Source organism: bacterium, from assembly GCA_023145965.1.
In the GTDB taxonomy this organism is placed as follows: Bacteria; UBP14; UBA6098; order UBA6098; family UBA6098; genus UBA6098.
This window is the reverse complement of sequence record JAGLDC010000066.1, coordinates 29287-54640: the sequence shown is the minus strand read 5'-3', so window position 1 is coordinate 54640 and position 25354 is coordinate 29287. Positions and strand designations below refer to the sequence as shown.

The following is a 25354-nucleotide window of genomic DNA, read 5'->3' as shown; positions in this document are numbered from 1 at the left end:
ATTATTCTTCATTCTACTTCATCACCGTTTTCATTTTGAAATCCAAATAATCTATGGATGTTTTTCCTGAGTTTGGATTACCGGCAATTGCCACTCGAAGGTTTTTTCCCTCGCCATTATTCTTCATTCTACTTCATCACTGTTTTCATTTTGAAATCCAAATAATCTATGGAAGAAGCGGTGTCTTCCCCCAACGCCATGGTGTCCCCTGAAGTGGCGATGATGCATATGGTTTGATAGGGGAAAGACATCTATCCATTGCGCTTCTTCGGGGCGAAGAGATAGAAACGCTCCCTTAACACTAACTTCGATAGGCCCGTTTATAGGCGCTCTGCGTATGACTTCGACTATCTCACCTTTTACAAATCCCATATCAAGAAGTCTTGAGCGTATAGGCCCCCATCCGCCTACCCACTGAACTTTGGCAAAATCTCCGTTGTCGAGTCTATCGAGTTTCATGTGTTAAGCTCTCCTAACTTTTATAGTAAAATACAAATTTTTTTTATAATGTCAAGGAATATAGTATGATTGAATTAGCAAGGACTTTATTTTATAGCCTCAAAAAAGTGTTTGTTTATCAAATGTATTTGATACTCGAAAGCAAGATAATCCTATTGTTTTCAATAGAATGGAAATAAGTATTCCCGTTTATAGTAGATTGAGAACGATAGCATTATTGATAAGTAACCCTGATCTGAGCATCTTTGAGATACCATAAACGACACCAAAATAATTGCCTTGACAAATAAAGTAACACTTCATATAATATTGCCATCGTCGCGGGGTGGAGCAGTCTGGTAGCTCGTCGGGCTCATAACCCGAAGGTCGAAGGTTCAAATCCTTCCCCCGCCACCAAAATACCGCTTTAGCGGTTTTTTTTATTGCTTCAGTTATTGATTTATCACCTATAGCTTATAAAGTTAGTATTGCTATTCCACCTACTGTTAGAAGAATGCCGATAGCATCCTTAGAGGTTAGTGTTTCTCCCCCGAAAGCCAGTCCCATTAGAGCCGAATAATGGAGAAGTAAACGCAATAGGCATCACACGCCCGAGCGGTGCGCCTTTAATTGCATGATAAAAACACAACATCCCGACTGCACCAGCGACAACGCCTCCACTGATTACCATATATAGCAAGGCTTTGCTTCTGGCGTGGCCGATTGTTTTCCATTGGGGGAAGCTCAACGCGCCGAGAATAATAAATGCGATTGCTGTGCGTATAGTTATCCCCATCTAAGGAGATAGATTCCCGAGATGCAGGCCTTTTTTTTCGAAATATCCGCCCACTCCCCAAGCGATGGCGGTCATAAGCGCAAAGAGTTGAGGTTTCATGGTTTTCCTTTATGAATAGACTCTCTGATTATAATTCCATTGATGTTTTAGTATATCTTATTTGGATTTCTGCTTTTGCTAGAATGACAAATGATAAGGCTTTTCAAGCAAATTATCTTCTACGCGAAAGTAATATCATTCTGAGAAGTTGTATTATTGCCATGGCTGCAGCAGCAACATAGGTAAGTGCGGCGGCGGTTAGAACGCGCCGCGCTCCAGAAATTTCCTCCATCGTGAGATAACCCCCGTCGGAAAGTTGCGCTAATGCTCTTTTCGATGCATCGAATTCGACTGGAAGAGTGATGAGTTGGAATATAACTGCTCCCGAGAATAGCGCTATACCGATCTGTATTAGAACAGGAGTTCTAAGAAGAAAGCCTATGATGAAAAGGGGCCACGCGAGGAAACTCCCGAAATTAACTACTGGCACAATTGCATTGCGTATAGAAAGTGGAGCATAAGCGTTTTTATGCTGAATAGCGTGACCAACCTCATGAGCGGCAATTCCGATTGCGGCTATCGAATCAGATGAGTAAACTCCCTGAGAAAGGCGAAGGGTTCGGTTTCTTGGATCATAGTGGTCGGTGAGATTGCCGCTTACTTTTTCGATCTGGACGGAGGATAATCCCTCGGAATCGAGAATCCCACGGGCGGCGTTCGCGCCAGTGATTCCGCGAGCTGATTTTTCCTCCGAGTAGCGTTTATAGGTGCGTGAAAGCTTTGATTGAGCCCACGCAGCTAAAATAAATGCGGGAATGAGTAAAATAAATGTTGGATCCCAAAATAACATAGTTTATTCAGAGTGCAATTCCTGTGCCTTTTTTTTGTCAACAAATTTAATATGAACGATGGTTGCGCCGTCTCCGCCCTCGCTGGCTTCGGCATATTCCCAGCGCAAAATTCTTTTATCGGAATCTAACTTTTTCCGAAGTTTTTCCCTCAGAACTCCTGTTCCTTTACCGTGAATGACAACCAGTCGAGGCATTCTAATAACTAGGGCATCCGAAAGCCACGAATCGACTATCTTCCAGGCCTCCTCGAAATTCATGCCGCGAAGGTCTTTTGCCGAAGGAACATTCGGTCGGGAGTATTTAACCCCGTTTTTTTTCGATGATCGAGGTTGGCTTTTTTCCTTTGGAGGCATGGCTGAACTGCTATGAACGCGGACTTTAATGCCATCGACCTCGACCAGAATATAACCGTGCTTGTCTGTCTCGCGAAGGACCTTGCCGTGTTTTTTTAGCCTATAAAGCCAGATCATATCGTCCTTTTTAACCTCGATTGGCGGGCCTCGGCGCTTTTTTTGGTGCTGTTTAACCTCATTTATCTTTTTACGAACATGTTGTTTGGCAAATTCAGTAGCTTCTTGAAGCTTTTTATAATCCCTTAATTCTAAATCGAGTTTTCTTTTTTCGGCAGAAAGCTCTCTTTCGAGCAGTTCGAGGCGGTCGTCATCGTAGCGCCGTCGAAGTTCTTCCACTTGAGCGGCTTTTTTTTTGGTAGTTTGAATCAGTGCGTTTAGAGTTTCCCTGTCAGATTTAAGCTGGGCAAGCTCCTTTTGTGCTTGCCGGCGAAGCTCCTCCGCATTATCGGTTTTGTTTTTTAGGTCGGAGATTAGAGTATCTACTTGCGATCCCCCTTTAGCGATGTAGTTTTCACCCTTTTGTAGAATTTCCGATGGAAATCCCAGTCGACGTGCTATCTGAAACGCCCAGGAACGCCCGGGGGCCCCTGTTTTGAGGGTATAAGTCGGTTCGAGTTTGTGCTCGTCGAATTCCATCGCGCCATTCGTGACTCCCTCTGTTGCAGTAGCAAGGGCCTTGAGGCCTCCCAAATGTGTTGTAGCGATGATATAGCTCTTGCGTTTAATGAGTTCTTCGAGTATAGCGCGAGAAAGAGGAGTTCCTTCTTCTGGGTCAGTGGCGCTTCCGATCTCGTCGATAAGGACTAAAGAGCGGTCATCTGCAGCAAGAGCAGCCTCTTTCCAGCGCAAAACGTGTGCTGCAAAGCTTGAAAGAGAGTCATCTATAGATTGCTCATCACCAATGTCTGCAAAGATAGATGAAAAATGCGGTATCTTTGTTCCATGGGAGGCTGGAATTGGCAAGCCTGAACGGGCTATTGCCGAAAGCAATCCGATAGTTTTTAAAGCGACAGTTTTACCACCCATGTTAGGGCCGGTGACAATCAGTGCGCGTTTATCGCGGGTTAGTTCGACATCTAAAGGCACTATCTTGGAAAGGGCTTCTTTCTCTAACTCTAAGACAAGAAAAGGATGCCTAGCGGCGACCAAAACGAGGTTACGCTCGACACCATAATCGGGTTTAATGCAGGAGAATTTTTTTGACCATCGTGCGCAGCCAACAAGAAAATCCAACTTACTGAATATTGTTAAATTGGACATTAGAGCTTCAGAATGAGCGCCTATCATCTCTGTCAGCATCCTGAGAATTCTCTCGAGTTCCGCTTTTTCCGCAAGTTCGAGCTCGCGTAGCTCGTTGTTCATCTCAACCACAGGAAGTGGTTCGATAAATAGCGTCGCTCCGCTAGAAGATCTGTCGTGGATAACTCCAGCGACTTCTTGTTTGCTTTCTATTTTTACAGGAAGGACGAAGCGTCCGTTTTTCAGTGTAATGAGTTCATCCTGAAGGAACTTCGAATATTTCTTATTAGTAAGGTAGCTTTCGAGTTTGTTTTTGAGTCTTTCGTGAACGATAGCCCTTCGCTTTCTCAAATCAGTTAGAAGCGGTGTTGCGTTTTCGTCGATCTGACCTGATGGTAAAATATAATTCGCGATTTTACTGTCCAACCCCGGAATTTCCTCGATTGCCGAAAGAACATCGGACAGTATCGGCGTATTATTGCATCCGCTTCTACAGAAGAGAGTGAGGCGGTTGCCAATTGTAATGATTTGGCCAATAGCCCATATCTCTTCGGGCGCCAGAATTCCTTGTTTTTGAGCAGTGACAATAGCATGTCGTTGGTCAGAGAGACCGGTCAGGTCGGGCTGACCCGATTCAGCTAAAACCGCTTCAATTTCACCAATAAGTTCCAGGCGGTTGCGGATTTGTGGGACATCTTCGAGCGGCTCTATCGCAAATGCCTGCTCCTTGCCCATCGAGGAATCGCAAAACTCCGCGACCAATTTCTTCAGACGCGGGAATTCGAGCACCTCGAGAGCGTGGTGTAGGGCGTTCTGTCTTATTTCTTTCTTACTATTTTCCATGGTAAAACCTTTGAGATTACTAAACTATATAATAAAGGTTAATAGTCAAGCACCGGTTCCAAAATGTCCGATTTCATTGCCGTTGGTTTAAACCGACGGCAATGAAGGAGATTTTTCCCTTCGGTTCGAAATGGCAGAGGAGCAGGCAATCGGTGTTTTCCTAACGCCTTCGTGTAATGCCTTTTAGTCTTTACCCGCCTTTTGTTTGTCCACTGATGTTCCAACCACGGTCTTACCTATAAGCAAGAAACGGAAACCCATATTTTACGGTGCTTTCTCAACAAACACAAAAACCTCTTGACTTGAGAGTAAATACGCCTTAAAATGAGTTGTTATTAAGATATTTATTGAGCATTGAGTATGCATTAATTTACAGGAGTCCTCTTATGAACCGTCGTTTTGGTTTCGTGGTCATCTGCCTATTGGGCTTGACTTTAGCCGCTTTTGGGGTTAAAGGTCTCAATTTTGTTTCTAACCTCCAGGGTAAAATTGCTGGAGATCGCTATGGTATGACCATTGCGTCAATCGGCGATATTAATGGCGATGGCTATACCGATCTGGCAATTGGCGCCCCCGGAAGCTATCAAGTGTCTGATTTCAAAGGTCAAGTATCAATATATCTTGGCGGAAATGATCCCACAAAGGCCGCATTCGATCTGGTAGGAGATAAAGCTGGCGACCGATTCGGCACAGCAATAAGTGCCTGCGGCGATATTAACGGGGACGGCATCGATGATTTTGCAGTTGGAGCTTCCAAAAATGACGATAGCGGAATCGATGCAGGTAAAGTCTATATTTATTTTGGTGGCAAGCAGTTCGACACGGTTCCGGATATAACACTCATGGGCGAGAGATATAACGACTGGTTTGGAACAAGCCTCGCCGGTGGCGAGGACCTCAATGGGGATAATGTTCCTGATCTTTTAGTCGGTGCGAGTTACGGTGGCAAAAACTACTCTGGCGTTGTTTATGTGTTCCTTGGTGGTAATAACCTCACTACACCGGCGGTTGTTATTGAAGGTGAATCTTCAGGCGATAGCTTCGGTGAAAGAATAGCCATACTCGGCGATGTCAGCGGAGATGGGGTATCTGATTTTGCAGTTAGTTCCTATTATCACAATGCCGCTGGCCAAAGAAACTCTGGTAAGGTTTATTTTTATCAGGGTGGATCAATAATCAGCGTTAAACCATGGCAGACAGTTGATGGGAAGCGTCCGCAAGCCAATTTTGGCTTTGCTTTAGCCTCCGCCGGCGATGTCAATGGTGATGGCACTCCGGATATAGCGATAGGTGCTCCGGGTGATGGTCCCAATACAGAGGGTGTTGCATATATTTACGCCGGCGGGCCGGTTATTCGCGATCCTATAGCTACTATTTATGGCCAAAATCCAAAAGATCTTTATGGCTATGATATTTGCTCTGGAAGTGTAAATGGAGATAAATTCTCTGATGTTCTAATTGGGACACCATTTGCCGATATTGGCGATTACCGCTCTGGAAGAGTGGAGGTATTTCAAGGCAGTGATAAATTTGACACAGTCAATGATTTTCATATCAACGGAAGCTCTGCCGATGCTCAATGCGGAACTATAGTATCGTTTATTCCTAAGTTTTATGGTAAAAAAGGGGGGCTTTATGCGGTTTCGTCTCCAGGTCCTCTCGGCAACGGAAGAATATCTTTTGTGCATCTATACAAATAGAAAGCCATGAATCCATCTGAATTCATTCGCGCTAAACGCGATGGACAACGCCTCGACCCTGAAGAGATCGAGGCGTTTGTTCTTAGTTTTGTTAAAGGTAATATTGCCGATTACCAAATGTCGGCTTTTCTGATGGCTGTTTATCTCAATGGCATGAGTGATGTAGAGGCCTCGGCCTTAACCGAAGCTTATATTAGAAGCGGTTATACCATAGATTGGTCGGATTTGGGAGCCGTTACTGTCGATAAACACTCGATCGGCGGAGTCGGTGATAAGGTTAGTCTTATTCTAGCACCGATGGTTGCAGCGTGCGGTGGTTATGTTCCTATGCTTTCAGGCCGTGGCCTTGGTCACACGGGCGGAACACTTGACAAACTCGAATCAATCCCCGGTTTTACAACAAATCTGTCTATCGAGGAATTTAAATTACAAGTTAAGAATATCGGCTGCGCAATAACCCGCCAAAGTCCAGAGCTAGCACCCGCCGATGGCAAGATATATGCTCTTCGCGATGTTACCGCTACTGTCGAATCTATCCCGCTGATTTCAGCTTCGATTATGAGCAAAAAGATAGCTGAGGGAGCAGAGGGTCTGGTAATTGACCTCAAGACCGGTTCGGGAGCGTTCATGGATACTATTGACAGAGCGCGTGCGCTTGCTAAAATGCTGATTGCTATTGGAAAATCGCATGGACAGAAAGTCAAGGCTCTTGTTACAGATATGTCTCAACCGCTCGGATCGGCTATAGGCAATGCGCTCGAAGTCGAGGAATGTATTCTCCTTATGCGCAGGGAAATAGATCTTCCAAGGCTCGAATATTTGACTTGCAGGTTAGCAGCCGAAATGCTCATGTTTTCAGGGATTGTTAGTTCTGTCGATGAAGGTCTCGATTTGGCCAATAAGAAGCTCTCAGACGGATCGGTGCTGGTTAAATTTGCTGAAATGGTCGAAGCTCAATCTGGAAACCCACGCGTTGCTGATGATATTTCGATTTTTCCAAGGGCTTCTGTTATAAAATCAATCGTTGCTCCGAAAACTGGATATATAAAATCTGTCAACACTCGTGAGGTTGGTATGGCCGGAGTTAATCTTGGCGCTGGGAGACTTCGAAAGGAAGATAAGATAAATCAAAGCGTTGGGTTCAAGGTTTTTAAGGAAATAAATGATAAAGTCGAGGAAGGCAAACCGTTTGCTGAGGTTTACGCAACTGACTCCGAGAGCGCTAATATAGCGGCAGTGCGGTTTGTAAAAGCCTACACAATCTCTGAAGAGGTTGTTCGAAAGCCGCGACTTATTCACGAGAAAGTTGAATAAATTTAAGAAATCAACTTAAGGAGCATATCTTCGGAATCATCGAGAACGGTATTTAGCTTTTTAAGTTTCTTGGCTTCAGCTATTAAGTGAAAAACGGGATGCTCTGAATCTGGTATTATCAGAACCCACGAATCCTGTGTGTAAATGCGAACACCGTCGATAATATCTCTTGGGCAGTCGTTAGTTTCTTCTATAAGCCGCCTCATTACCATGCCCATTTTTTCGAAGGGGCATTTAACCTTTCTTTGAGATCTCGTATAATCTGGCAATTCATCGACTAGGTCAGATAATCTAAGTTCTGATTTAGCCATCATCTCGAGTATTTTCAATACAGCGAACATAGCATCTGAGGCGAAAAGCCACCTCGGGAAAATGAACCCTCCCTTTGTGCCACCGATAAAATCGTTTTCGCCTGTAAGAGCTGATTCCATCATCGATAAATGGTTGTTACATGTGTATCTAAGCTTGATGCCAGCTTCGCGAGTAAGCCGATTAACTCCCATGGTCGCGGAGATAGGCACGGAAATGATTTTGGGTTTTTCCACTCGAATAAAAAGATCTGTGACGACGCATAAAGCAGCATCTTCGTCAAGGAATCTACCTGTATGGTCAACCAGATGCAGTGTTTCGCCGGAAGGATCGAGCATGAATCCCGCATCTGCTTCGAGGCTTCTGGCTATGACTGCCAATCTTTTTTGGTCAGCATCTCTTTGTTTTCTTGTCTTTGTGATGCGGTTTGGTTCTACCACGGCGTTAACATTTATCGAATCGATACCTATATTCGAGAGAACATCTGGTAAAACGCTTGCGGTTCCACCATGAGAGCAGTCCACGACGACCTTGAATTTCCTTTTTCTGATAATTTCAGAATCGACAGCTTTGATAAGCGCATTCTTATAATCGTTAAGGCTTTCAGTCGGGCGTTCGAGGGTTCCGAGTGAATCATAAGAGGCGCGAGGAAAATCTTCTCTATCGAAAAGTCTCTCGATCGATCTTGTTTGGGCAATGGATAGGTCGGTTCCGTTGCCGTTGAAAAAGATCAAATCTTGGCCATTGCGATCACGCGGCGACTTTCTAATATGCACCCCTGCCGAGCGGGGTTTCCTCGATAATAGCCACCTTGCAACTGGAATTGGAGCGATTCCAAGGTCCTCGACATCGACACCTGAAGACATCACACCGCAGAAAAGCGCCCTTTCGGTTATTTGGCTTGCTCTGTCGCCATCTCTACTAACGAGAACAATGCCTTTGCCCTTAAGATTAGCTCCAAAAGCTGCGCCGAATTTGGCTGCGAACTCTGGCGATATTTCAGAATTTATAACACCCGATACCCTGCTTCCAGCGAAAAGTTCGCCGCCGGTTCTATCACCGTGAACTAAAGTTTCTGTAACTACGCTATTAGGTGCAATCTCTTTCCTCGGCCATATCTTTACAGCTGCTCTTATCGAAGCGCCGTTACCTATAATACAGCCCTCCGAAACGACTGCGTGATCGTATATTGTCACACCGTCCTTGATTTCCACATTGTTGGCGATTATGGCATGTTCGACCATTGTTTTATCACCCAATTGTGTGTTTTCCCAGATAACAGCCCCACGCAAAATGGCTCTCCTGCCCACTGAACACCCAGCGCCGATAACGCTATTTTGAATGCTTGCTCCGGAACCTATTTTGCATCTGTTTCCAAGAAGAACTTTTCCTTGAAATGTAGCGCCTTTCTCGATAATTACGTCTTCGCCAACATATACCTCGGCACCGTCGAAATCGGTTACTTTACCGGGTATCCCGAGTTTGATATTGCCTTCGAGACCGTCTTCATTTGCTCTACGGTATTCTCGGAGGTCTCCAACATCACGCCAATACCCTTCGGCGACAAACCCAAACAAAGGCTCACCTTTCGCCATAAGTAAAGGGAAAAGGTTTTTTGAAAAATCGAATTCTTCGTTTTGAGGAATATAATTGAGAATATGCGGTTCCAAAATATATATACCGGTATTCACTGTATCAGAGAAAACTTGACCCCATGCAGGTTTTTCAAGGAAGCGCTCTATTTTCCCGCTTTTTGGATCAGTAATTACAATGCCATAAGCAAGTGGTTTCTTAACCTGCGTGAGAACGATTGTGGCGGAAGCTCCCTTTTCTTTGTGAAATGCAAGAGCTGAGCGTAAATCGAAGTCGGTGAGAACATCGCCGGACATTACGAGGAAGGTATCGTCTATTTGACCGGCGGCATTTTTCACCGCACCGGCAGTCCCCCAGTCAGCCTGCGAGAGAACATAATTCATGTTTACGCCGAGGTGGCTTCCGTCGCCGAAATGCTTACTAATGATCTCTGGTTCAAAATAAAGCAAGGAGATCACTTCGGTAATGCCAGCTTCACGGATGCGATCGACGACATGTTCCATCATAGGCCTTCCAAGAAGCGGCACCATAGGTTTTGGAAGTCTAAATGTTAATGGCCTGAGGCGAGTTCCGAAACCGCCGGCTAGAATCACACATTTCATTTGGGAACCATCCGGAAAAAGGAATGTATTTTAATCCGACTTACGAGCTAAAGCTATGGCTTGTTTATATAATTCAATATATTTTTCCGCTGAGTTTTCCCAAGAAGAATCGAAGCTCATAGCTCTCTGCTGAAGTTTACGCCAAGCGCGCTCATCATCAAAGGCTTTCAGGGCGAGGGATATTGCCCCGAGGAATGCCTCTTTGGAATATTCTTCAAAAACAAAGCCTGTTCCGCTATCAGTGGCCAAATCGGCTTGTGTAACAGTATCGGCAAGGCCTCCTGTTTTGCGCACGATGGGGATAGTTCCGTAAGCCATCGAATACATTTGATTCAATCCGCAAGGTTCATATTTGCTAGGCATAAGGAACATATCTGCACTAGCCTCGATGCGGTGTGCAAGATCCCCTTTGAAGCTAATAACTGCGGCGACGCTTTCCGGATACTTTTCGCCGAGTTCTCTAAAAGCCTTCTCATATTCTTTTTGCCCGGTTCCCAAAAGGACAAAGGTTGCATCTTTGGAAACGATATCATGCATAATCGGTATTAGCAAGTCGAAACCTTTTTGGTCGGCAAGGCGACTTATTGTCGCAATAAGTGGTTTGTTAATTCTATTTTCAGGAAGACCGAGTTCTTTGAGCAATGCCGCTTTGTTCATTCGCTTACCCGATAGATCATCCGAGTTGAATTTATATGGAATATGTCTATCGTTTTTTGGATTCCATACTGTTTGGTCGATACCGTTTAAAACCCCATAAAGGTGGTCGCTTTTTGAGCTCAGTATGCCTTCCAGGCCATGACCGAATTCGGCGCTGGATTGAATTTCTTGGGCGTAGGTTGGTGATACAGTGTTTATTATTTCGCTATAAAATATACCAAGTTTCATGAGATTGACTTTTCCGAAGAATTCAAACGGTCCTGTCGGGTAAAATTGTTCTTTCCCAAAACCGATTAGGTCGAGTATTTCCGGTTGAAATCTACCTTGATATGCGAGATTATGGATGCTGAAGAGAAAAGCCATTTCCGATTTAGGCTCCAGAATTTTATAAATTGCTGGGATCAAGCCAGTCTGATAATCATTGGCATGGATTACATCGGGTGTCCAGCCCAGAGCTTGAATAGCCAATGGCACAGATTTCGAGAAGAAAACGAAGCGCTCGCCATCATCGGCATAGGCCTTGCCGGTGTCGGGATCGGTATAAATACCCGGTCTCCCGAAATACTCCGGGCACTCGATAAAATAAACGGGTATATCGTCCCCGGGAAATTTCCCACAGTAAAGTTTGGCCGAAAAGGTCTTATCAGCCATCGGGACATCGAATTGAACACCCGAATATTCTATAGAGAATTCTTTAGTATCAATTTTATCGTAAAGGGGGATCATGACGCGGATGTCGATTCCCTTATTCTTAAGTGGTTTTGGGAGGCTGCCGGCAACATCGGCCAAACCGCCAACTTTCGCAAAGGGATAGGCTTCCGCCGCGATAAGCAGGACTTTAAGTTTTTCTGACATGTGACTATTCTCCTCGTTGATTAATTTTTGTTTTCGGATTCGATGGAGAGTACGGGTTTATTATCGTTTTCGGTTCTCATATAAACGGTTTGATGGGGGTATGGTATCTCGATTCCGGCCTCGTCGAAACGCTTCTTCACAAGATATTTAAATTTTCTGCCGATTGCCCACTGCTGCGATGGATCCGTCGTGATCAAAACGCGTATATCGACGGAGCTATCCCCGAGATTCTGGACTCCGAGAATAGCGAAATCTCTGACGAAGCGGCCTATTTCTGGAAGCTCTGGCAGTTCCTTTCCAATCGACTCGAGCACTTCCATGGCTAAATCGACGCTGGAATTATAACTGATTCCCACATCGACAACGCTTTTGCTAACCGCGAATGTGTAGTTATCGACCGCCCTAATCTCGCCGTTTGGAATTATATGGAGAATCCCCTCGAGGTCTCGAATAGAGGTCGTGCGCAAGGTAATGCTTTCGACCCCGCCCGACCTTTCGGCTATTTTCACGAAATCGCCGACGCGATATTGGTTTTCGAGCAAAATCAAAAAACCGTTGAAAAAATCCCGAACGATGTTCTGCGCGCCAAAACCGATGGCAAGACCGACTACACCCGCGCCGGTGAGCAGCGGCGTTATGTTCGCGCCGATTTCCCGAAGTATCATGAAGAAAACTATGCTCCAAACGAAAACCTTGGTAGTGATATTCATCACGGTGACGAGGGTTTCGGCTCTTCTTTCCTGGTCGTTCATCGTCGTCGGATCGTCATCCTGGAACTTGGTGATAACCACGTTTCCGATCTTTCTAAGCAACTTGATAATTATCACGGCACCAATTACGTAAAGTAATATCCTGAGCCCGCTCGATAGAAGCCATCGACCGCCTAGCAGAATAACGCTATCTAAAATTTCGTCCCAATTTAAACCAAACATAATTTAACCCTATTCTATTATTTGTGCCTTATTGTGTATGTGAGTACTGTTTCTCCATCTTTCGGGATGGTTATTTCCCATTCGTTAGTTCGAGCATCTTTCTGTTTGCCCTTTATGTTTTCAGTTTTAATGAACCAGTCGCCCCAGAACTTTTCTACGACTGTTACAATCACGGTTTCTTCTTTGTGATTTCGTATTTTAACCTCAAAGTTCTCCTCATAGATTCTATTTGAGATCCTTTTGTAGTCCTTAGTTGTTCTCTCGGCTACGATATCGAAGGCATTGCCAAGATAGATCCTAATTTCTTCATCCTTGGGAGTGTGTTCGATTCTATCCTCGCCCACAAATTGAGGTGCGCCGGATTTATCTTCCTTATAAACACGAATTATTCCTTCTGGAAGGGCCATTCCCAAGCCCTTTTCCTTGGAATTCTCGAATTCGAGTTCTACCCGAACATCGTTGGATCTGCTTGCTTCATAGACAAAGATTTTTTTAACTTCGGTATTTGCGCTGGGAAAAAGAGTAAGTTGTTTTTCTTGTCTGTCGGCCACTGTAGCTGGTCTTGGAAGTGTGTAGAGATGATATTCGAAGAAAGATTCCTCTTCAAAGCCCACAGGCATAGCCTCGTCCATCATCATTATCCCGCCAGCCTTTGCCGACCTTGGGGCCGGCTTGTTTTGGACTCGATGGACTTCTCCGGCAACGAGTTTAAGTTTGGCATTATCGAAGGTCATTCCGGAGTTATTTCGAATAGTTACCCATCCATCGAGCGAAAGGTGTTTATCGTCCTTGTCAACATTGGCAACATATGCGGCTTCCCAATCCAAGCCCCCTGTCATATATGAAAGCTCGGTGTCCTTCTTGCCATCGTTTTCCGAATTAAGCATCCAGACCAGCGTAGGGCGAGTAAAGAGTTTTTCCGGCCTTTCGAGAAAGGCTACATTAACGATTTTCTCCAAACGGTATGAAGATAGAACACCTTTAACATCCACTAATATCGAATTGGATGTAGCCGATAGCAATATTCCGGTGACACTTTCTCCACCGTCGGCAAGGTCGATACGAATATTTTTATCGAGGTTTTTCTGGAGAAGCCTGTCCGTGCTAACTATATCGTATTCATAATTCTGTTCTAGAACGGCTATTCCATCACCGGCAAAATGGACTGTTTGAGGTGTAATCTGCGAAGGAACCGGGGAATAATTGTATTCAGTAGTGCCTTTTTTAAAATCGAGTTTTCTTTGTTCCTTTACGAGAGCGAATCCATCGCTATAAATAGTAACAGCAATTTCGCCAAAAGCTATTGCCGCTGAAAAAATACATAATAATAGTGCTTTTTTCATGTTCCCTCCATTTTTATACTATTTTAAATTTTAAACAGCAATTGTCAAGCCAGACAGTTTATATAGATTAAGTTTCTGAATTGGCTAACAAATATTTTCATGAAACTTGGCTTATTAAGATAATGTGATTCCTTATATAATTTATTATATTAATCGGGGGTTCAAATCTCATAAAATTTTGGGTGAGATATAGAATTTTTAAATTGTTCCTCTAAAGATTTAATAATTTGGAAAGGAGATTATAAATCTCAAGGCGTTCTAATACTTGACATCAACAGAATCTAATTTAGATTTTATTAACTCGAATTAAAGGATTGAGATATGCTCATTTTAAGAAATTGTATGCTTGTGGCAACTTTCGATGAGAAGGGGAGTGAGATAGCGAATGCCGATATTTTAATCGATGGGAATATTATATCGAAAATAGGCAAGGATATTTCGTTCGATACCGAGTTGACGGATGTTATCGATTGCACTGGATGTGTTGCAATTCCAGGTCTCGTTAATTGTCATCACCATTTTTACCAGACGCTAACTCGCAATCTTCCGGGTGCTCAAGATGCTAAACTTTTTGATTGGCTTAAATATCTTTATCCCATTTGGGCCAAGCTCGATGCCGATGCTGTTTTTAACTCTACGCTTCTTGCTTGCGCCGAACTTCTTAAAACCGGTTGCACATTGAGTTCGGATCACATGTATCTCTATCCGCGTGAGTTTAAAGGCGATATAATGGAGCTTCAGTTCGAGGCTGCGGATAGGCTTGGAATTCGTTTTAGCCCAACGCGTGGTTCTATGACGCTTGGCGAGGCGGATGGAGGACTTCCACCAGATAACGTCGTGCAATCGACGGAAGATGTAGTCTGCGATATGGAGCGCGTAATAGACAGATTTCACGATTCATCGCCGCTCTCGATGCATAAAATTGCTCTTGCTCCATGTAGCCCTTTTTCAGTCGATCCTTCGCTTATGATTGAGACGGCATCTCTCGCACGAGATAGGTCGGTCATCCTACATACACACCTTGGTGAGACGATGGACGAGGAGGATTTTTGTCTAGAAAAATATGGTAAGCGACCATTGGAACTTATGGAAAAATGGAACTGGTTGGGAGAGGATGTTTATTTTGCTCATGGTATCTATTTCAATGATATGGAACTGGAGTTACTCGCGGAAACCGGCACGGGAGTTTGTCACTGTCCGACGTCGAATATGCGCCTTGGGTCTGGAATAGCGAGGATTCGCGAGATGCTCGATACAGGGATTCGTCTTGGTCTCGGTGTAGATGGCTCGGCTTCAAACGATTCATCAGACATGCTTGGTGAAGTGCGCAATGCTATGTTGCTTCAGCGTGTGAAATACGGATCTTCCTCGCTTTCGGCTCGTGAGGTTTTATCTATGGCTTCGCATGGAGGCGCAAAGCTTCTCGGTTATTCGAATCTTGGCTCTTTACAGGCTGGTATGGGTGCGGATATAGCTGTTTTTAATCTCGATAGTATTGGATATGCCGGTGGATTATCAGATCCTTTGGCGGCGCTTGTTTTCTCTGGTTTTGATCATACAGCAAAATATACTGTTGTCGATGGACAAGTCGTTGTTAAAAATGGAAAGATAGCGAATATTGACGAGAAAGAGATTATTTCTAGGGCTAATGAATCGGCAAAGAGGTTATTCAAAAGAAATAATTAAGCCTTTGCGGGATTTTTGTTGGCATTGTAAGATTGCAATTAGAAGCGCAGATACCGGCTGGGCTAATTCTGTTTTTACTCAGTTATAGCGCTATCACGATTTTTGCTATTGCGTTTATTTCGTAGTTTTATCTTGATTTATTTCGCGCAAAAATCCCATCTACCCTTCACGGATGTCGCGCTATTTGCAGGCGGCAAATAGCGCGCCGCCGCCCGCGCCAGCTTCTTTGCTTTCATGGGTTTTTTAAAAGGGGTGCATTTTAATAGGTATAATTTGATGAAGATTAATCTCCGAAGTGGTTTATTGTATTTTTCTTGACTTGCGTAAACCCAGCCATATATTACTCTCTGTTTCCTTTTGGGAGGTTTATAGTGCAAAATTATGTTACGGCAGAGAATCTTGAAACGAAATCGAATGGGTGGTTGGAGCGTATCCGCCCGTATAATTTGCATAAGATGCAATTAAATACGTCGGCGAGTGCTCTTCTGGTTGTGGATATGCAGGATTTTTTTTTGGACGAGGCTTCTCCGACGTATACCTGCGGTGGTTCGGCAATAATTCCAAATCTAAAGAGGCTTATTGAGGCCTTTCGTTCTGCAGGAAGACCTGTAATTTTCACTAAACATGTTCATCATCCTGAAGAGATAGATCTCGGTATTATGTCGTGGTGGTGGGAAGGTCGATGTCTTGAGGGAAGCTCTGAAAGCAAAATACACAAAGATATTGCGCCGATTGGTAACGAGAAGGTTATCTATAAGCACAGATATTCCTCGTTTTACAACACAGATTTAGAGACCATTCTCCGGTGTTTAAAGATAGAGGATTTAGTGATATCCGGCATCATGACCAATATGTGTTGTGAATCCACGGCACGTGATGCTTATTATCGTGATTATCGAGTATTTTTCCCAGCTGATGGCACTGGCTCGGTTTGCGAGCAGATGCATGTTGCCAGTCTTCTCAATCTGGCATTTGGCTTTGCGTATATCACCAAAGTGAAAAATATAATATTGGACTTAGAGAGAAATGGAAGCTGTTAGCAGATCGGCGAAAGCGAATTAGAATTCGAAAGGTTAATTTATGTTGAATGAAAGCAAATGTCGTCTGGTCTTTGGTCTTTTTTGGGGTGATGAAGGCAAGGCAAAAGCAGTTGATGTTCTCGATCAGGATGTCGATGCGGTAGCGCGATATCAGGGTGGTGCAAACGCTGGCCACACAGTTTATGCCGAGGGAAAGAGATTTGTTTTCCATCAGGTGCCTTCGGGAATATTAAGGAATGGTATAACGGGGCTTTTAGGTGCTGGAATGGTTATCGACTTACCTAATTTGATGCAGGAAATAAAGCAACTTCATGAGCGTGGAATCGACGCTACAGGGCGGTTACTTATATCTTCGCGAGCACATTTAGTAACTTCTTTGCATAAAAGAGTAGAAGCTATCGAAGAAAGGCTATCCAATATTGGGACAACTCTTCGTGGAATAGGACCTACATATAGAGATAAATATTCCCGACTCGGTATTCGCATGGGCGATATTGTTTATAATAAAGGTCTCTCTGCGAAGACACAACAATTAATCGATTATTACCGCCCATTTTTTGATTTTGTGGGCGAAAAACCACCATCTGAGGATGAAATCATTCAACCTCTGTTGAAAACAGTATCATTTATGGGAAATATAACCGGCGATGTCTCAGTGTTTATTCACGATTTGCTTAAATCGGGAAAGAAGGTCTTGATAGAGGGCGCACAGGGTTCGATGTTAGATATCGACTGGGGAACGTATCCCTTTGTTACATCAAGTTCCACTTCATTATCAGGAGTTGCTTCTGGTCTTGGCATAGATCCACGCCAGATAGACACTATAATTGGGCTGGTAAAAGCCTTTACTACGCGTGTGGGTAACGGCCCTATGCCGACAGAAATTCAAGGCGAAGAAGCAGAAAGACTTCGCGGAACCGGTCAGAACGATTGGGATGAATTCGGTGCGACTACAGGTAGGCCTCGTCGTTGTGGTTGGCTCGATGGTTTCGTGCTTGGCACAAATTGTAGGCGTTGGGGAGTGGACAGGTTGTTCCTTACAAAGATGGATATATTGAATGGGCTCGATACAATTAAAATATGTAGTGCCTACAAATTAAACGGCAAGATCATCCGCTCATATCCCTCTACAATCGAGGAGCTAGAACAGCTCGAACCGGTTTACGAGGAACTTAACGGCTGGGACGAACCATGCTCGAGTTACGACCGATTTGAGGACCTCCCAGAGAATGCAAAATATTTTATTAATCGCATCGAGCAATTAGCCGGTTGCGAGGTCGGTTGGATTTCAACTGGTCCAGAGAGAAAGAGTGTAATTACCAAAGAGTAGGAACCAATGGCAATAGAAAAAATAAACATAGCGGAACTCCAAGGGCGAATAGCCGAACTTAGGGAGTATCTTTGACCCGCCTACGATAGAGAAAAAATTAGCCCATATAGATCGAGCGGCGCAAGCTATCGATTTCTGGAATAATCAAGCTTCAGCTCAAAAAGTCATGGTAGAGCGGAAGGAACTCGAGGACCGTCTTTTTTTATGGAAATCCTTCGAGGATAAATTTAGTGATCTAGTAGAATTGATTGAACTTTATTCACCAGAAGATGAGGAATATACTATCCTCATGGATGAAGCTGCGCGTTTATCGAAAGACCTTTCACATTTCGAGCTTGAACAGATGCTTTCGGAGCCGAATGATAAAAGCGGTTGCTTTTTCGATATTCACTCTGGCGCAGGAGGCACCGAAGCCTGTGACTGGGCAGAGATGCTACTTCGTATGTATCTTCGATGGTGTGAGAATTCGGGCTATAGGACCGAAATACTCGAAATAGAACCAGCCGATGAAGCTGGGATTAAATCCGCTACTGTCGAGGCTGACGGTGCCTATGCTTATGGTTATCTCAAGGCCGAGATAGGTATTCATCGTTTGGTGCGTCTTTCCCCGTTCGACTCGAACCACAGAAGACATACAAGTTTCGCGAGTGTGTTTGTTTATCCTCAAGTTGAGGAACTAGATATAATTGAGATTCAAGAAGAAGATCTTCGCATCGATACGTATCGATCGAGTGGTCACGGCGGACAGCATGTTAACAAGACTGACTCCGCCGTTAGAATAACTCATATTCCAACAGGGGTAGTTGTGCAGTGTCAATCGGAACGGAGTCAGCACAAGAATAAAGCCCGAGCACTGAGCGTTTTGCGCGCGAGACTTAAACAAAAACAGGAGGAAGAACTTGCCGAAGAACGCGCCGAGGTCGAATCGAAAAAGAAGAGGATAGAATGGGGTAGCCAGATAAGAAGCTATGTCCTTCACCCGTATAATATGGTTAAAGACCTCCGAACTGGTGCAGAGACATCGAATACACGCGCTGTTCTCGATGGTGATCTCGATGAATTTATAAGAGCCTATTTGCTATTAAAATAGAAATTTAGGATTTTAGAATTAATTACTATACTCTCACAATAATTGGCATATGTAATACCATTGCAAATCGATGAAGAATATTGAATGCAACATCTATCGTATAGAAACGGCACTTGCTAATATAACTGTTTATGGAAATGGTCACGAGGTTTATGTTGTGATTCTCGATAATAAATGTTGCAAGAAACTTCAGACTAATATCGAAACATATTTGAGTAACTCAAGGACGGGTTCACCCGACGAAGATATACCTAAATCATTTGGAAATTATTTTAATACTGCTTCCTTTTTGCCCGAACTGAAACCGGTTTTTTTATGGGGAACAGCCTTCCAAAGAGAAGTTTGGAAGAAAACATGGTTTATCCCAAAAGGCCATGCTGCTTCGTATAGCGATATTGCCGAGAGTATCGGCAATCCTCGGGCCTTTCGCGCTGTGGGACGCGCCCTAAACTCTAATCCCATTCCAATCCTTGTTCCATGTCATAGGATTTTATCTTTATATGGTTTAGGTGGGTATGCAGGTGGGATTGAACTTAAGCGCGAGCTATTGAAATTCGAGGGTTTGAGGAACCTCGCATTTTTTAGAATTATAACTTGACAATACCCTTTATCAAATTTATCCTTTGTTCGCTTTTTCAGAAGCTGTTTGATGAATATTAATAAATTTAGGAGGAATTATGCCGCACAGAATTACTGAAGAATGCATATCTTGTGGTTCCTGCGAAGCCGAATGCCCCGTAGATGCTATCTCCGAGGGTGAAGACACATATGTGATCAATCCCGAACTCTGCACAGATTGCGGTGCTTGCACCGAAGTTTGCCCTGTCGATGCCATTGTCGCGGAATAGGCTTAGATATAGCGTTTATTGAAAAGCCAGCTTTTGCTGGCTTTTTTTATTTGCGAAAATGCCTATTCAAGTCTTCGGTTGAAATAGCTTTTTTAAAAGTGGAAGAAGGAACTGCAGTAAATATTGTTTATTTAAAAAAAGCAGCCAATAAGAAAACGCCTTTTTCGCTTGATAAAAGACCTTATCTAAAATACATTAGTATAATACAGTTGTTACGAACTTATATTTATCAATTAAGGAGTGATTATGGCTTTTCCAGGATGCAAAAAGATATGGTTTGACGGCAATTTCGTGGATTTCGCCGATGCAAAAATTCACATTTTATCCCATGTTATTCATTATGGAACTGGGGTTTTCGAGGGGGAGCGTTGCTATAACACAAGCAAAGGTTCGGCGGTTTTCCGTTTGAATGACCATAGCAGAAGGCTTCTCGATTCGGCCAAGATATATCGTATGATGGCCGAGTGTAATCCCATTAAATCTGATGGAAGCAAGATGTTTCCTGAGGAGATGTTTCTGAATTATAGTATCGAGGATATTAGCAAAGCAACATTGGGCACCATACGAGAAAACGGTCTGACTAATTGTTATATTCGCCCGCTTATTTTCCGTGGAGATGAGGCTCTCGGAGTCAATCCTTTTAAATGCAGACCTCATATTGCAATAGCGGTGTGGGAATGGGGCGCTTACCTCGGTGAGTCGGCTATCGAACGCGGAGTTGATGTGCAGGTCAGCACATGGACGCGAATAGCACCGAACACTTTTCCCGGAATGGCCAAGTCTTGCGCCAATTACATGAACTCGCAGCTTATCAAGATGGAAGCCATGATAAACGGTTACGTTGATGGTATAGCACTCGATAAAGATGGTTTTGTTTCCGAAGGCTCGGCGATGAATATATTCATTATTAAATATGATAAAATATTTACCCCGCCACTCAGTGGAAGCGAGCTTCCGGGAATAACTAGAGATTCAGCGATAAAAATAGCTCGTGATATGGGTTTTGAGGTTGTAGAGCAGAGGATACCCCGAGAGATGCTCTATATTGCCGACGAGGCATTCTTCACTGGGAGTGCTGCCGAGGTTTCGCCTATTGCTTCAGTTGATAGAATTCCGGTTGGAAGAGGTTATCGCGGAGAAATTACTAAACAAATTCAGCAAAGGTTCTTCGAGATAGTTCAGGGTAAGGCCGAGGATAAATTTGACTGGTTGACTTTCGTATAAAGGCATAATATGGGCGGGGTTCCAAGTTTCTATTATTGGTATGGGACTATTGGCACGGTTGTCTTTTTTGTATGGCTATTCTGGGTTTCACCTCGTGTGAAGGACAGGGGCCGCGAACGCAGACGCGCTTTGGTTGTAGGTATATCATTTCTCGTGCTACTAATATCGCCTGATATTTGGGCTTTAACACGGCTCGAAGGGATAAGTTGGTTCGTCGCATGGACAATTGGACTGCTTTTTATTCACATAATCGAAGGCGGAATCTGGCACAAGATAGCTTGGGGCGAGAAATGCCCGGAGTGTGGCGAATGGGTCGATGTTTTTGATGAGGATATTCCGGACAACCCAAACACAGTGCGCAGAACTCGTAAATGCCCTAAGTGTGGTTGGACTGACTCATGGGCGATCTCGATAACCCGCAGAAATAAGGATTAACTTGAGCCAAACCCTTGTTATTATCACATCTGTTGTTGCCACAGTTTATCTTACACTTTGGCCATTAAGAATCGTTATGTGGCGCAAAAAGGGATTTTATGCCAACAAGAGTGCGTTATTCCTACCGGCTTTGGGTGGTCTTTTTATAATTGCCTTCGACCTGATCGCGATTAGGCAAGTTAGACCTGACCTCACCATCTACTTCCTATTTATCCATGGATTTCTTGTTTTTTTTGGTCTGGTATTCGCGCTTAAGTATCTCCAGAATGTTAAAAATTGCAGGCGATCTGAGGGGGACGAAGATGCGTGCTAAAGATTACGCTCGTTCATTATACAAATACATCGATATCGAGTCACCGCCAATCGAAATCGAACCCATCCTTAGCGTATTGAATATCGCTTTTTTTGAGGGGGAAGTTGGGAATGTCGATGGTATCGCATATAAGGAAGGCCAATCTCCGGCTATTGTTGTCAATCGCGAGCTTAGCCCCGAGGCAAAAAGGTTTGCTATTGCTCACGAATTAGGGCATATAGTTATGCCCCATTCGATATCATATCGCGTATGTCTTCCGGATAATGGCAGCCGGGTCGAGGCCGATGCAGACCGTTTTGCAGCTGAACTTCTCATTCCAGAGACCACGTTGCGCAAGCTGTGGCCTCGTTATCGTGATAACAAAGAATATAGGGTGTCCATTTTAGCAGAATTGTTTTTAGTGTCGAAAACTGCAATGGAAACAAGGGTGAGGTATTTAAAACTAAAATGATAATCTTCTTAGGAGAAAAATGTCGTTAGATATGTTTGTTATAGAGGGTGGGAGACCACTTGAAGGGACAATTACTGTTAGAGGTGCAAAAAATGCCGTCTTACCAATGCTTTGTGCCGCACTTATGCCGGAGGAAGGCGAGGTTGTTCTTCGCAATGTCCCCAATTTAGCCGATATCAGGACCATGGTTCAGCTTCTTGAATACCTTGGAGCTAAGGTTCAATTCGATACCGTGGAGGGTATTATGCGAATAGATTCCTCTAATGTCGAGAATAAACCAGCCCCATATGATCTTGTGCGAAAGATGCGCGCCAGTTTCATGATAATGGGTGCGCTTATCGGAAGATTCGGCTCGGCCAGAGTTTCTATGCCCGGAGGATGCGCTATCGGTTCTCGTCCGATAAACTGGCATATTAGCAATTTCATCCGCTTGGGCGCAAAGATCGAAGAAAGCCATGGCTACATAGGCGCGGCTTGCACGGGCAAGCCTAAGGGCAATGTCCTATATTTCGATAGACCGAGCCACACAGGAACCGAGAATGTTATTATGGCAGCCTGCTTAGCAGAAGGCACTACAACCATTCTAAATGCTGCGACAGATCCTGAAATTGTCGATTTTGCGCGTTTTATGACAGCAATGGGTGCGAGAATTAAAGGGGCTGGAGGGCCTGTTATAGAGATCGAGGGCGTAGAGAAACTTCGTGGTGCGGACCATATTCCAATAGGCGATAGATTAGAGGCGGGAACATACCTTTATGGTGCACTCTTGACAATGGGCGATGTGACAGTTAAAGGGGTCGAGCCTGATCATCTGTTTGTTCCACTTCTGAAAATGGAGGAGATGGGTGCCGAGGTATTAACTTCACCCGGGAATATCAGAGTGAAGATGGATTCGCGCCCAAAGGCTGTCAATATTACTACTGCTGTTTTCCCCGGATTTCCTACAGACCTTCAGCCATGCGCTATGACAGCACTTACCACATGCGAGGGTACCAGCTCAATTCGGGAAACAATTTTCGAAAATCGCTTTCTTCAGGTTATGGAACTTCTTCGTCTGGGCGCAGACATAACTATTAATGGAGATCGGGCGACTATTAACGGTGTCCCAAAGCTGGAGGGAGCAGAGGTTATGGCTAGCGACATACGCGCTGGTGCAGCGCTTATTCTCGCAGCTCTTGCCGCAAATGGCTCTACTGAAGTTCTTAGAATTTATCATGTTGATAGAGGCTATGAAAAAATCGAAGAGAAACTGAGCAAGCTTGGAGCGAGGATAGAAAGAATAGACCAATATTCATGGAAACCTAATTTGTGAAGGTCAAATTAGCCAAAACAGCCGGTTTTTGTATGGGGGTGAAGCGTGCTGTAGAATTAGTGCTGAAAAAAGCGGGCGAAAGCCCCATACCTATATTTACACTGGGACCTTTGATTCATAATCCGCAAACAGTCGAATTCCTGAAAGAACAGGGTGTAGATATTTACGATGGTTCCTTTGAGATTCCGCAAGAATCGACAGTCGTGATCCGAAGTCATGGTGTTCCTCCAGATGAAAGACAAATTGTTTCCGAATTGGGAGTTAAGCTCTGTGATGCCACATGCCCTAAGGTAGCTAGAGTGCAGGGTCTCATCAAAAAAGCATCAAATGACGGCGAATTGGTGATTATTATTGGGAATCCTGAACACGCCGAGGTTAGAGGGTTACTCGGTTATGCTAAAGGACGAGGTTTTGTTGTCTCCGACGAGGTCGAGATCGAGAATATTCCATCAAATGGTGAGGTTTCAGTCTTTGGGCAGACTACAATAAATCGCAAAAAATATGAACTCTTCACCGATCTAATAAAAACTAAATTCCCACAAGCCAAAATCTTCGATACTTTATGCGATTCAACATCGAATAGACAGGCGGAAATCCCAGAACTTGCTGAAGATGTCGATGCTATAATCGTTATTGGAGGAAAGAATTCAGGTAACACAAAAAGATTATACGAGCTTGGAGTCGAAACAGGTAAAACAACATTTTGGATTGAGACCGAGACGGAACTCCATAAAGAAGATTTTGTCGGAATGATCTCGGTAGCTGTTACAGCAGGTGCAAGCACGCCCCATTGGATAGTCTCTAGAGTCGTCGAAAAGCTGGAAGGATTCAACGAAAAACACCGGCCGCCATGGGAATGGCCTAAACTTAAAGCATTCGGATATGTTGTAATTCAAAGCAATGTTCTAACAGGCTTGTCAGCAGCATTACTCGGTGTTTCGGCTGTGTTCCTTGCCGCTGCGAAAATCAGTCCATCGATTGTCCTCGCTACGGGCCTTTTCGTGATGTCAATGCACACGCTATATAATTTAGTCGATTGGCAAGGCCTAGCGCTTGTTGACCCATCGAAAATAAGATTCTTCTGGGGCAATAGGCGACTTTTAAGTTTCTTTTCCGCTTTTAGTCTTTTATTGGCGATACCGCTTGCAATGCTTTCAGGATATTTGCCCTTTATTATGCTTTGTTTAGGATGTGTCTCAGCATTGGTTTTCGTATCTTTGAAAGGGATGCCGAGATTCCTTAAAAATAAAGGATTTGGCACATGGCGAAGTATCCCCGGTGCAAAAGATGTCCTTCATGCTTCAGGTTGGATATATGCTGCTGGATTAATCCCAGTTCTTAGCGTTTCGACTCGATTCTGGCTTAGCGCTCTCGCAATCCTTTGGGTAGCCGTTTTTTCCATTCTTCGCACAATTCTATTCTCTATAACAGATATGGAAACTGATCGCGTTCTAGGCAGAGAATCAGTCGCTAGTATTATCGGAGAAAAACGCGCATGGCTGTTAACATATTTCCTCATGGGCATAGCTTGCGCTTTGCTAATATTGGGATTATGCTTGGGAATTATAAAAACCGTCTGCGCTATCGAGTTTATTTTTCTTCTCTATATGATAATAATTATCATCCGCTTTCGCCGAATAGGTATATATCGAGGAACATGGGTGGAATTCGCAATTGACGCAGGCCTTCTTTCTTCTGGGATACTACCGCTCTTGATGTCTCTTGTATAAAAAATATGCAGTTTAAAAGGGGGCCGCTGGC

At 44.0% G+C, this 25354-nt stretch carries 21 protein-coding genes, 1 tRNA gene and 1 pseudogene; 15 read left to right on the top strand and 8 right to left on the bottom strand.

Annotation, left to right across the window (positions count from 1 at the left end):
• Positions 1 to 123: 123 nt before the first annotated feature.
• Complete coding sequence (locus tag KAH81_06755; protein ID MCK5833353.1) at positions 124 to 459, bottom strand: ferrous iron transport protein A; 336 nt, start codon at positions 457 to 459, stop codon at positions 124 to 126.
• Between the two features lie 319 nt (positions 460 to 778).
• On the opposite strand from KAH81_06755, the gene KAH81_06750 reads away from it, so the two are divergent.
• Positions 779 to 855: transfer RNA gene (locus KAH81_06750), tRNA-Met, on the top strand.
• 57 nt (positions 856 to 912) lie between these two features.
• Here the strand turns inward: KAH81_06750 and KAH81_06745 are convergent.
• The 3 genes and pseudogenes from KAH81_06745 to KAH81_06735 form a co-directional block, all read right to left on the bottom strand.
• A pseudogene (locus KAH81_06745) lies at positions 913 to 1333 on the bottom strand (EamA family transporter).
• Positions 1334 to 1445: 112 nt separating this feature from the next.
• A complete protein-coding gene (locus KAH81_06740; GenBank protein MCK5833352.1) occupies positions 1446 to 2123 on the bottom strand; it encodes a zinc metallopeptidase in 678 nt (225 codons plus the stop codon).
• 3 nt (positions 2124 to 2126) lie between these two features.
• Positions 2127 to 4559 carry an endonuclease MutS2 gene (locus KAH81_06735; protein MCK5833351.1) on the bottom strand — a complete coding sequence of 811 codons (2433 nt, stop codon included), beginning with the start codon at positions 4557 to 4559 and terminating at the stop codon, positions 2127 to 2129.
• A 386-nt stretch (positions 4560 to 4945) separates the two neighbouring features.
• On the opposite strand from KAH81_06735, the gene KAH81_06730 reads away from it, so the two are divergent.
• Positions 4946 to 6259 carry an FG-GAP repeat protein gene (locus KAH81_06730; GenBank protein MCK5833350.1) on the top strand — a complete coding sequence of 438 codons (1314 nt, stop codon included), beginning with the start codon at positions 4946 to 4948 and terminating at the stop codon, positions 6257 to 6259.
• Positions 6260 to 6265: 6 nt separating this feature from the next.
• Positions 6266 to 7573, top strand: a complete 1308-nt coding sequence (locus KAH81_06725; protein MCK5833349.1) for a thymidine phosphorylase — start codon at positions 6266 to 6268, stop codon at positions 7571 to 7573.
• Between the two features lie 2 nt (positions 7574 to 7575).
• Here KAH81_06725 and KAH81_06720 read toward each other — a convergent pair whose 3' ends face one another.
• Genes KAH81_06720 through KAH81_06705 form a run of 4 tightly spaced genes read right to left on the bottom strand, consistent with a single transcriptional unit; the run spans position 7576 to position 13864 of the window.
• Positions 7576 to 10077 (bottom strand): NTP transferase domain-containing protein, encoded by a 2502-nt coding sequence (locus tag KAH81_06720; GenBank protein MCK5833348.1) that lies wholly within the window; start codon positions 10075 to 10077, stop codon positions 7576 to 7578.
• 30 nt (positions 10078 to 10107) lie between these two features.
• Entirely contained in the window at positions 10108 to 11589 is a 1482-nt protein-coding gene (glgA, locus tag KAH81_06715; GenBank protein MCK5833347.1) for a glycogen synthase GlgA, read from the bottom strand.
• A 20-nt stretch (positions 11590 to 11609) separates the two neighbouring features.
• Positions 11610 to 12521, bottom strand: a complete 912-nt coding sequence (locus KAH81_06710) for a mechanosensitive ion channel family protein (protein MCK5833346.1) — start codon at positions 12519 to 12521, stop codon at positions 11610 to 11612.
• 17 nt (positions 12522 to 12538) lie between these two features.
• A complete protein-coding gene (locus tag KAH81_06705; protein ID MCK5833345.1) occupies positions 12539 to 13864 on the bottom strand; it encodes a DUF4139 domain-containing protein in 1326 nt (441 codons plus the stop codon).
• Between the two features lie 321 nt (positions 13865 to 14185).
• On the opposite strand from KAH81_06705, the gene KAH81_06700 reads away from it, so the two are divergent.
• From KAH81_06700 to ispH, 12 genes are all read left to right on the top strand, one after another.
• Positions 14186 to 15550 carry an 8-oxoguanine deaminase gene (locus KAH81_06700; GenBank protein MCK5833344.1) on the top strand — a complete coding sequence of 455 codons (1365 nt, stop codon included), beginning with the start codon at positions 14186 to 14188 and terminating at the stop codon, positions 15548 to 15550.
• A gap of 371 nt (positions 15551 to 15921) precedes the next feature.
• Positions 15922 to 16590: a cysteine hydrolase gene (locus KAH81_06695; protein MCK5833343.1), complete on the top strand. Its 669-nt coding sequence runs from the start codon at positions 15922 to 15924 to the stop codon at positions 16588 to 16590.
• Positions 16591 to 16630: 40 nt separating this feature from the next.
• Positions 16631 to 17920 (top strand): adenylosuccinate synthase, encoded by a 1290-nt coding sequence (locus KAH81_06690; GenBank protein ID MCK5833342.1) that lies wholly within the window; start codon positions 16631 to 16633, stop codon positions 17918 to 17920.
• 67 nt (positions 17921 to 17987) lie between these two features.
• Positions 17988 to 19010 carry a peptide chain release factor 2 gene (gene prfB, locus KAH81_06685; protein MCK5833341.1) on the top strand — a complete coding sequence of 341 codons (1023 nt, stop codon included), beginning with the start codon at positions 17988 to 17990 and terminating at the stop codon, positions 19008 to 19010.
• Positions 19011 to 19080: 70 nt separating this feature from the next.
• Positions 19081 to 19608: a methylated-DNA--[protein]-cysteine S-methyltransferase gene (locus KAH81_06680; protein ID MCK5833340.1), complete on the top strand. Its 528-nt coding sequence runs from the start codon at positions 19081 to 19083 to the stop codon at positions 19606 to 19608.
• 79 nt (positions 19609 to 19687) lie between these two features.
• Positions 19688 to 19858, top strand: coding sequence for a 4Fe-4S binding protein (locus tag KAH81_06675; GenBank protein ID MCK5833339.1), 171 nt, complete (start codon positions 19688 to 19690; stop codon positions 19856 to 19858).
• Between the two features lie 246 nt (positions 19859 to 20104).
• Positions 20105 to 21082 (top strand): branched-chain amino acid transaminase, encoded by a 978-nt coding sequence (locus tag KAH81_06670; protein MCK5833338.1) that lies wholly within the window; start codon positions 20105 to 20107, stop codon positions 21080 to 21082.
• A 9-nt stretch (positions 21083 to 21091) separates the two neighbouring features.
• The gene (locus KAH81_06665; GenBank protein ID MCK5833337.1) at positions 21092 to 21517 is read left to right on the top strand and encodes a hypothetical protein; all 426 of its coding nucleotides are present in this window, start codon (positions 21092 to 21094) and stop codon (positions 21515 to 21517) included.
• A 1-nt stretch (position 21518) separates the two neighbouring features.
• A complete protein-coding gene (locus KAH81_06660; protein ID MCK5833336.1) occupies positions 21519 to 21830 on the top strand; it encodes a hypothetical protein in 312 nt (103 codons plus the stop codon).
• Positions 21820 to 22281, top strand: coding sequence for an ImmA/IrrE family metallo-endopeptidase (locus tag KAH81_06655; protein MCK5833335.1), 462 nt, complete (start codon positions 21820 to 21822; stop codon positions 22279 to 22281). The genes KAH81_06660 and KAH81_06655 overlap by 11 nt, the downstream gene beginning before the upstream one ends.
• Before the next feature lie 19 nt (positions 22282 to 22300).
• On the top strand, positions 22301 to 23593 hold the full coding sequence (murA, locus tag KAH81_06650; protein MCK5833334.1) for a UDP-N-acetylglucosamine 1-carboxyvinyltransferase: 1293 nt from the start codon (positions 22301 to 22303) through the stop codon (positions 23591 to 23593).
• A complete protein-coding gene (gene ispH / locus KAH81_06645) occupies positions 23590 to 25323 on the top strand; it encodes a 4-hydroxy-3-methylbut-2-enyl diphosphate reductase (GenBank protein ID MCK5833333.1) in 1734 nt (577 codons plus the stop codon). The genes murA and ispH overlap by 4 nt, the downstream gene beginning before the upstream one ends.
• Positions 25324 to 25354: the final 31 nt, after the last annotated feature.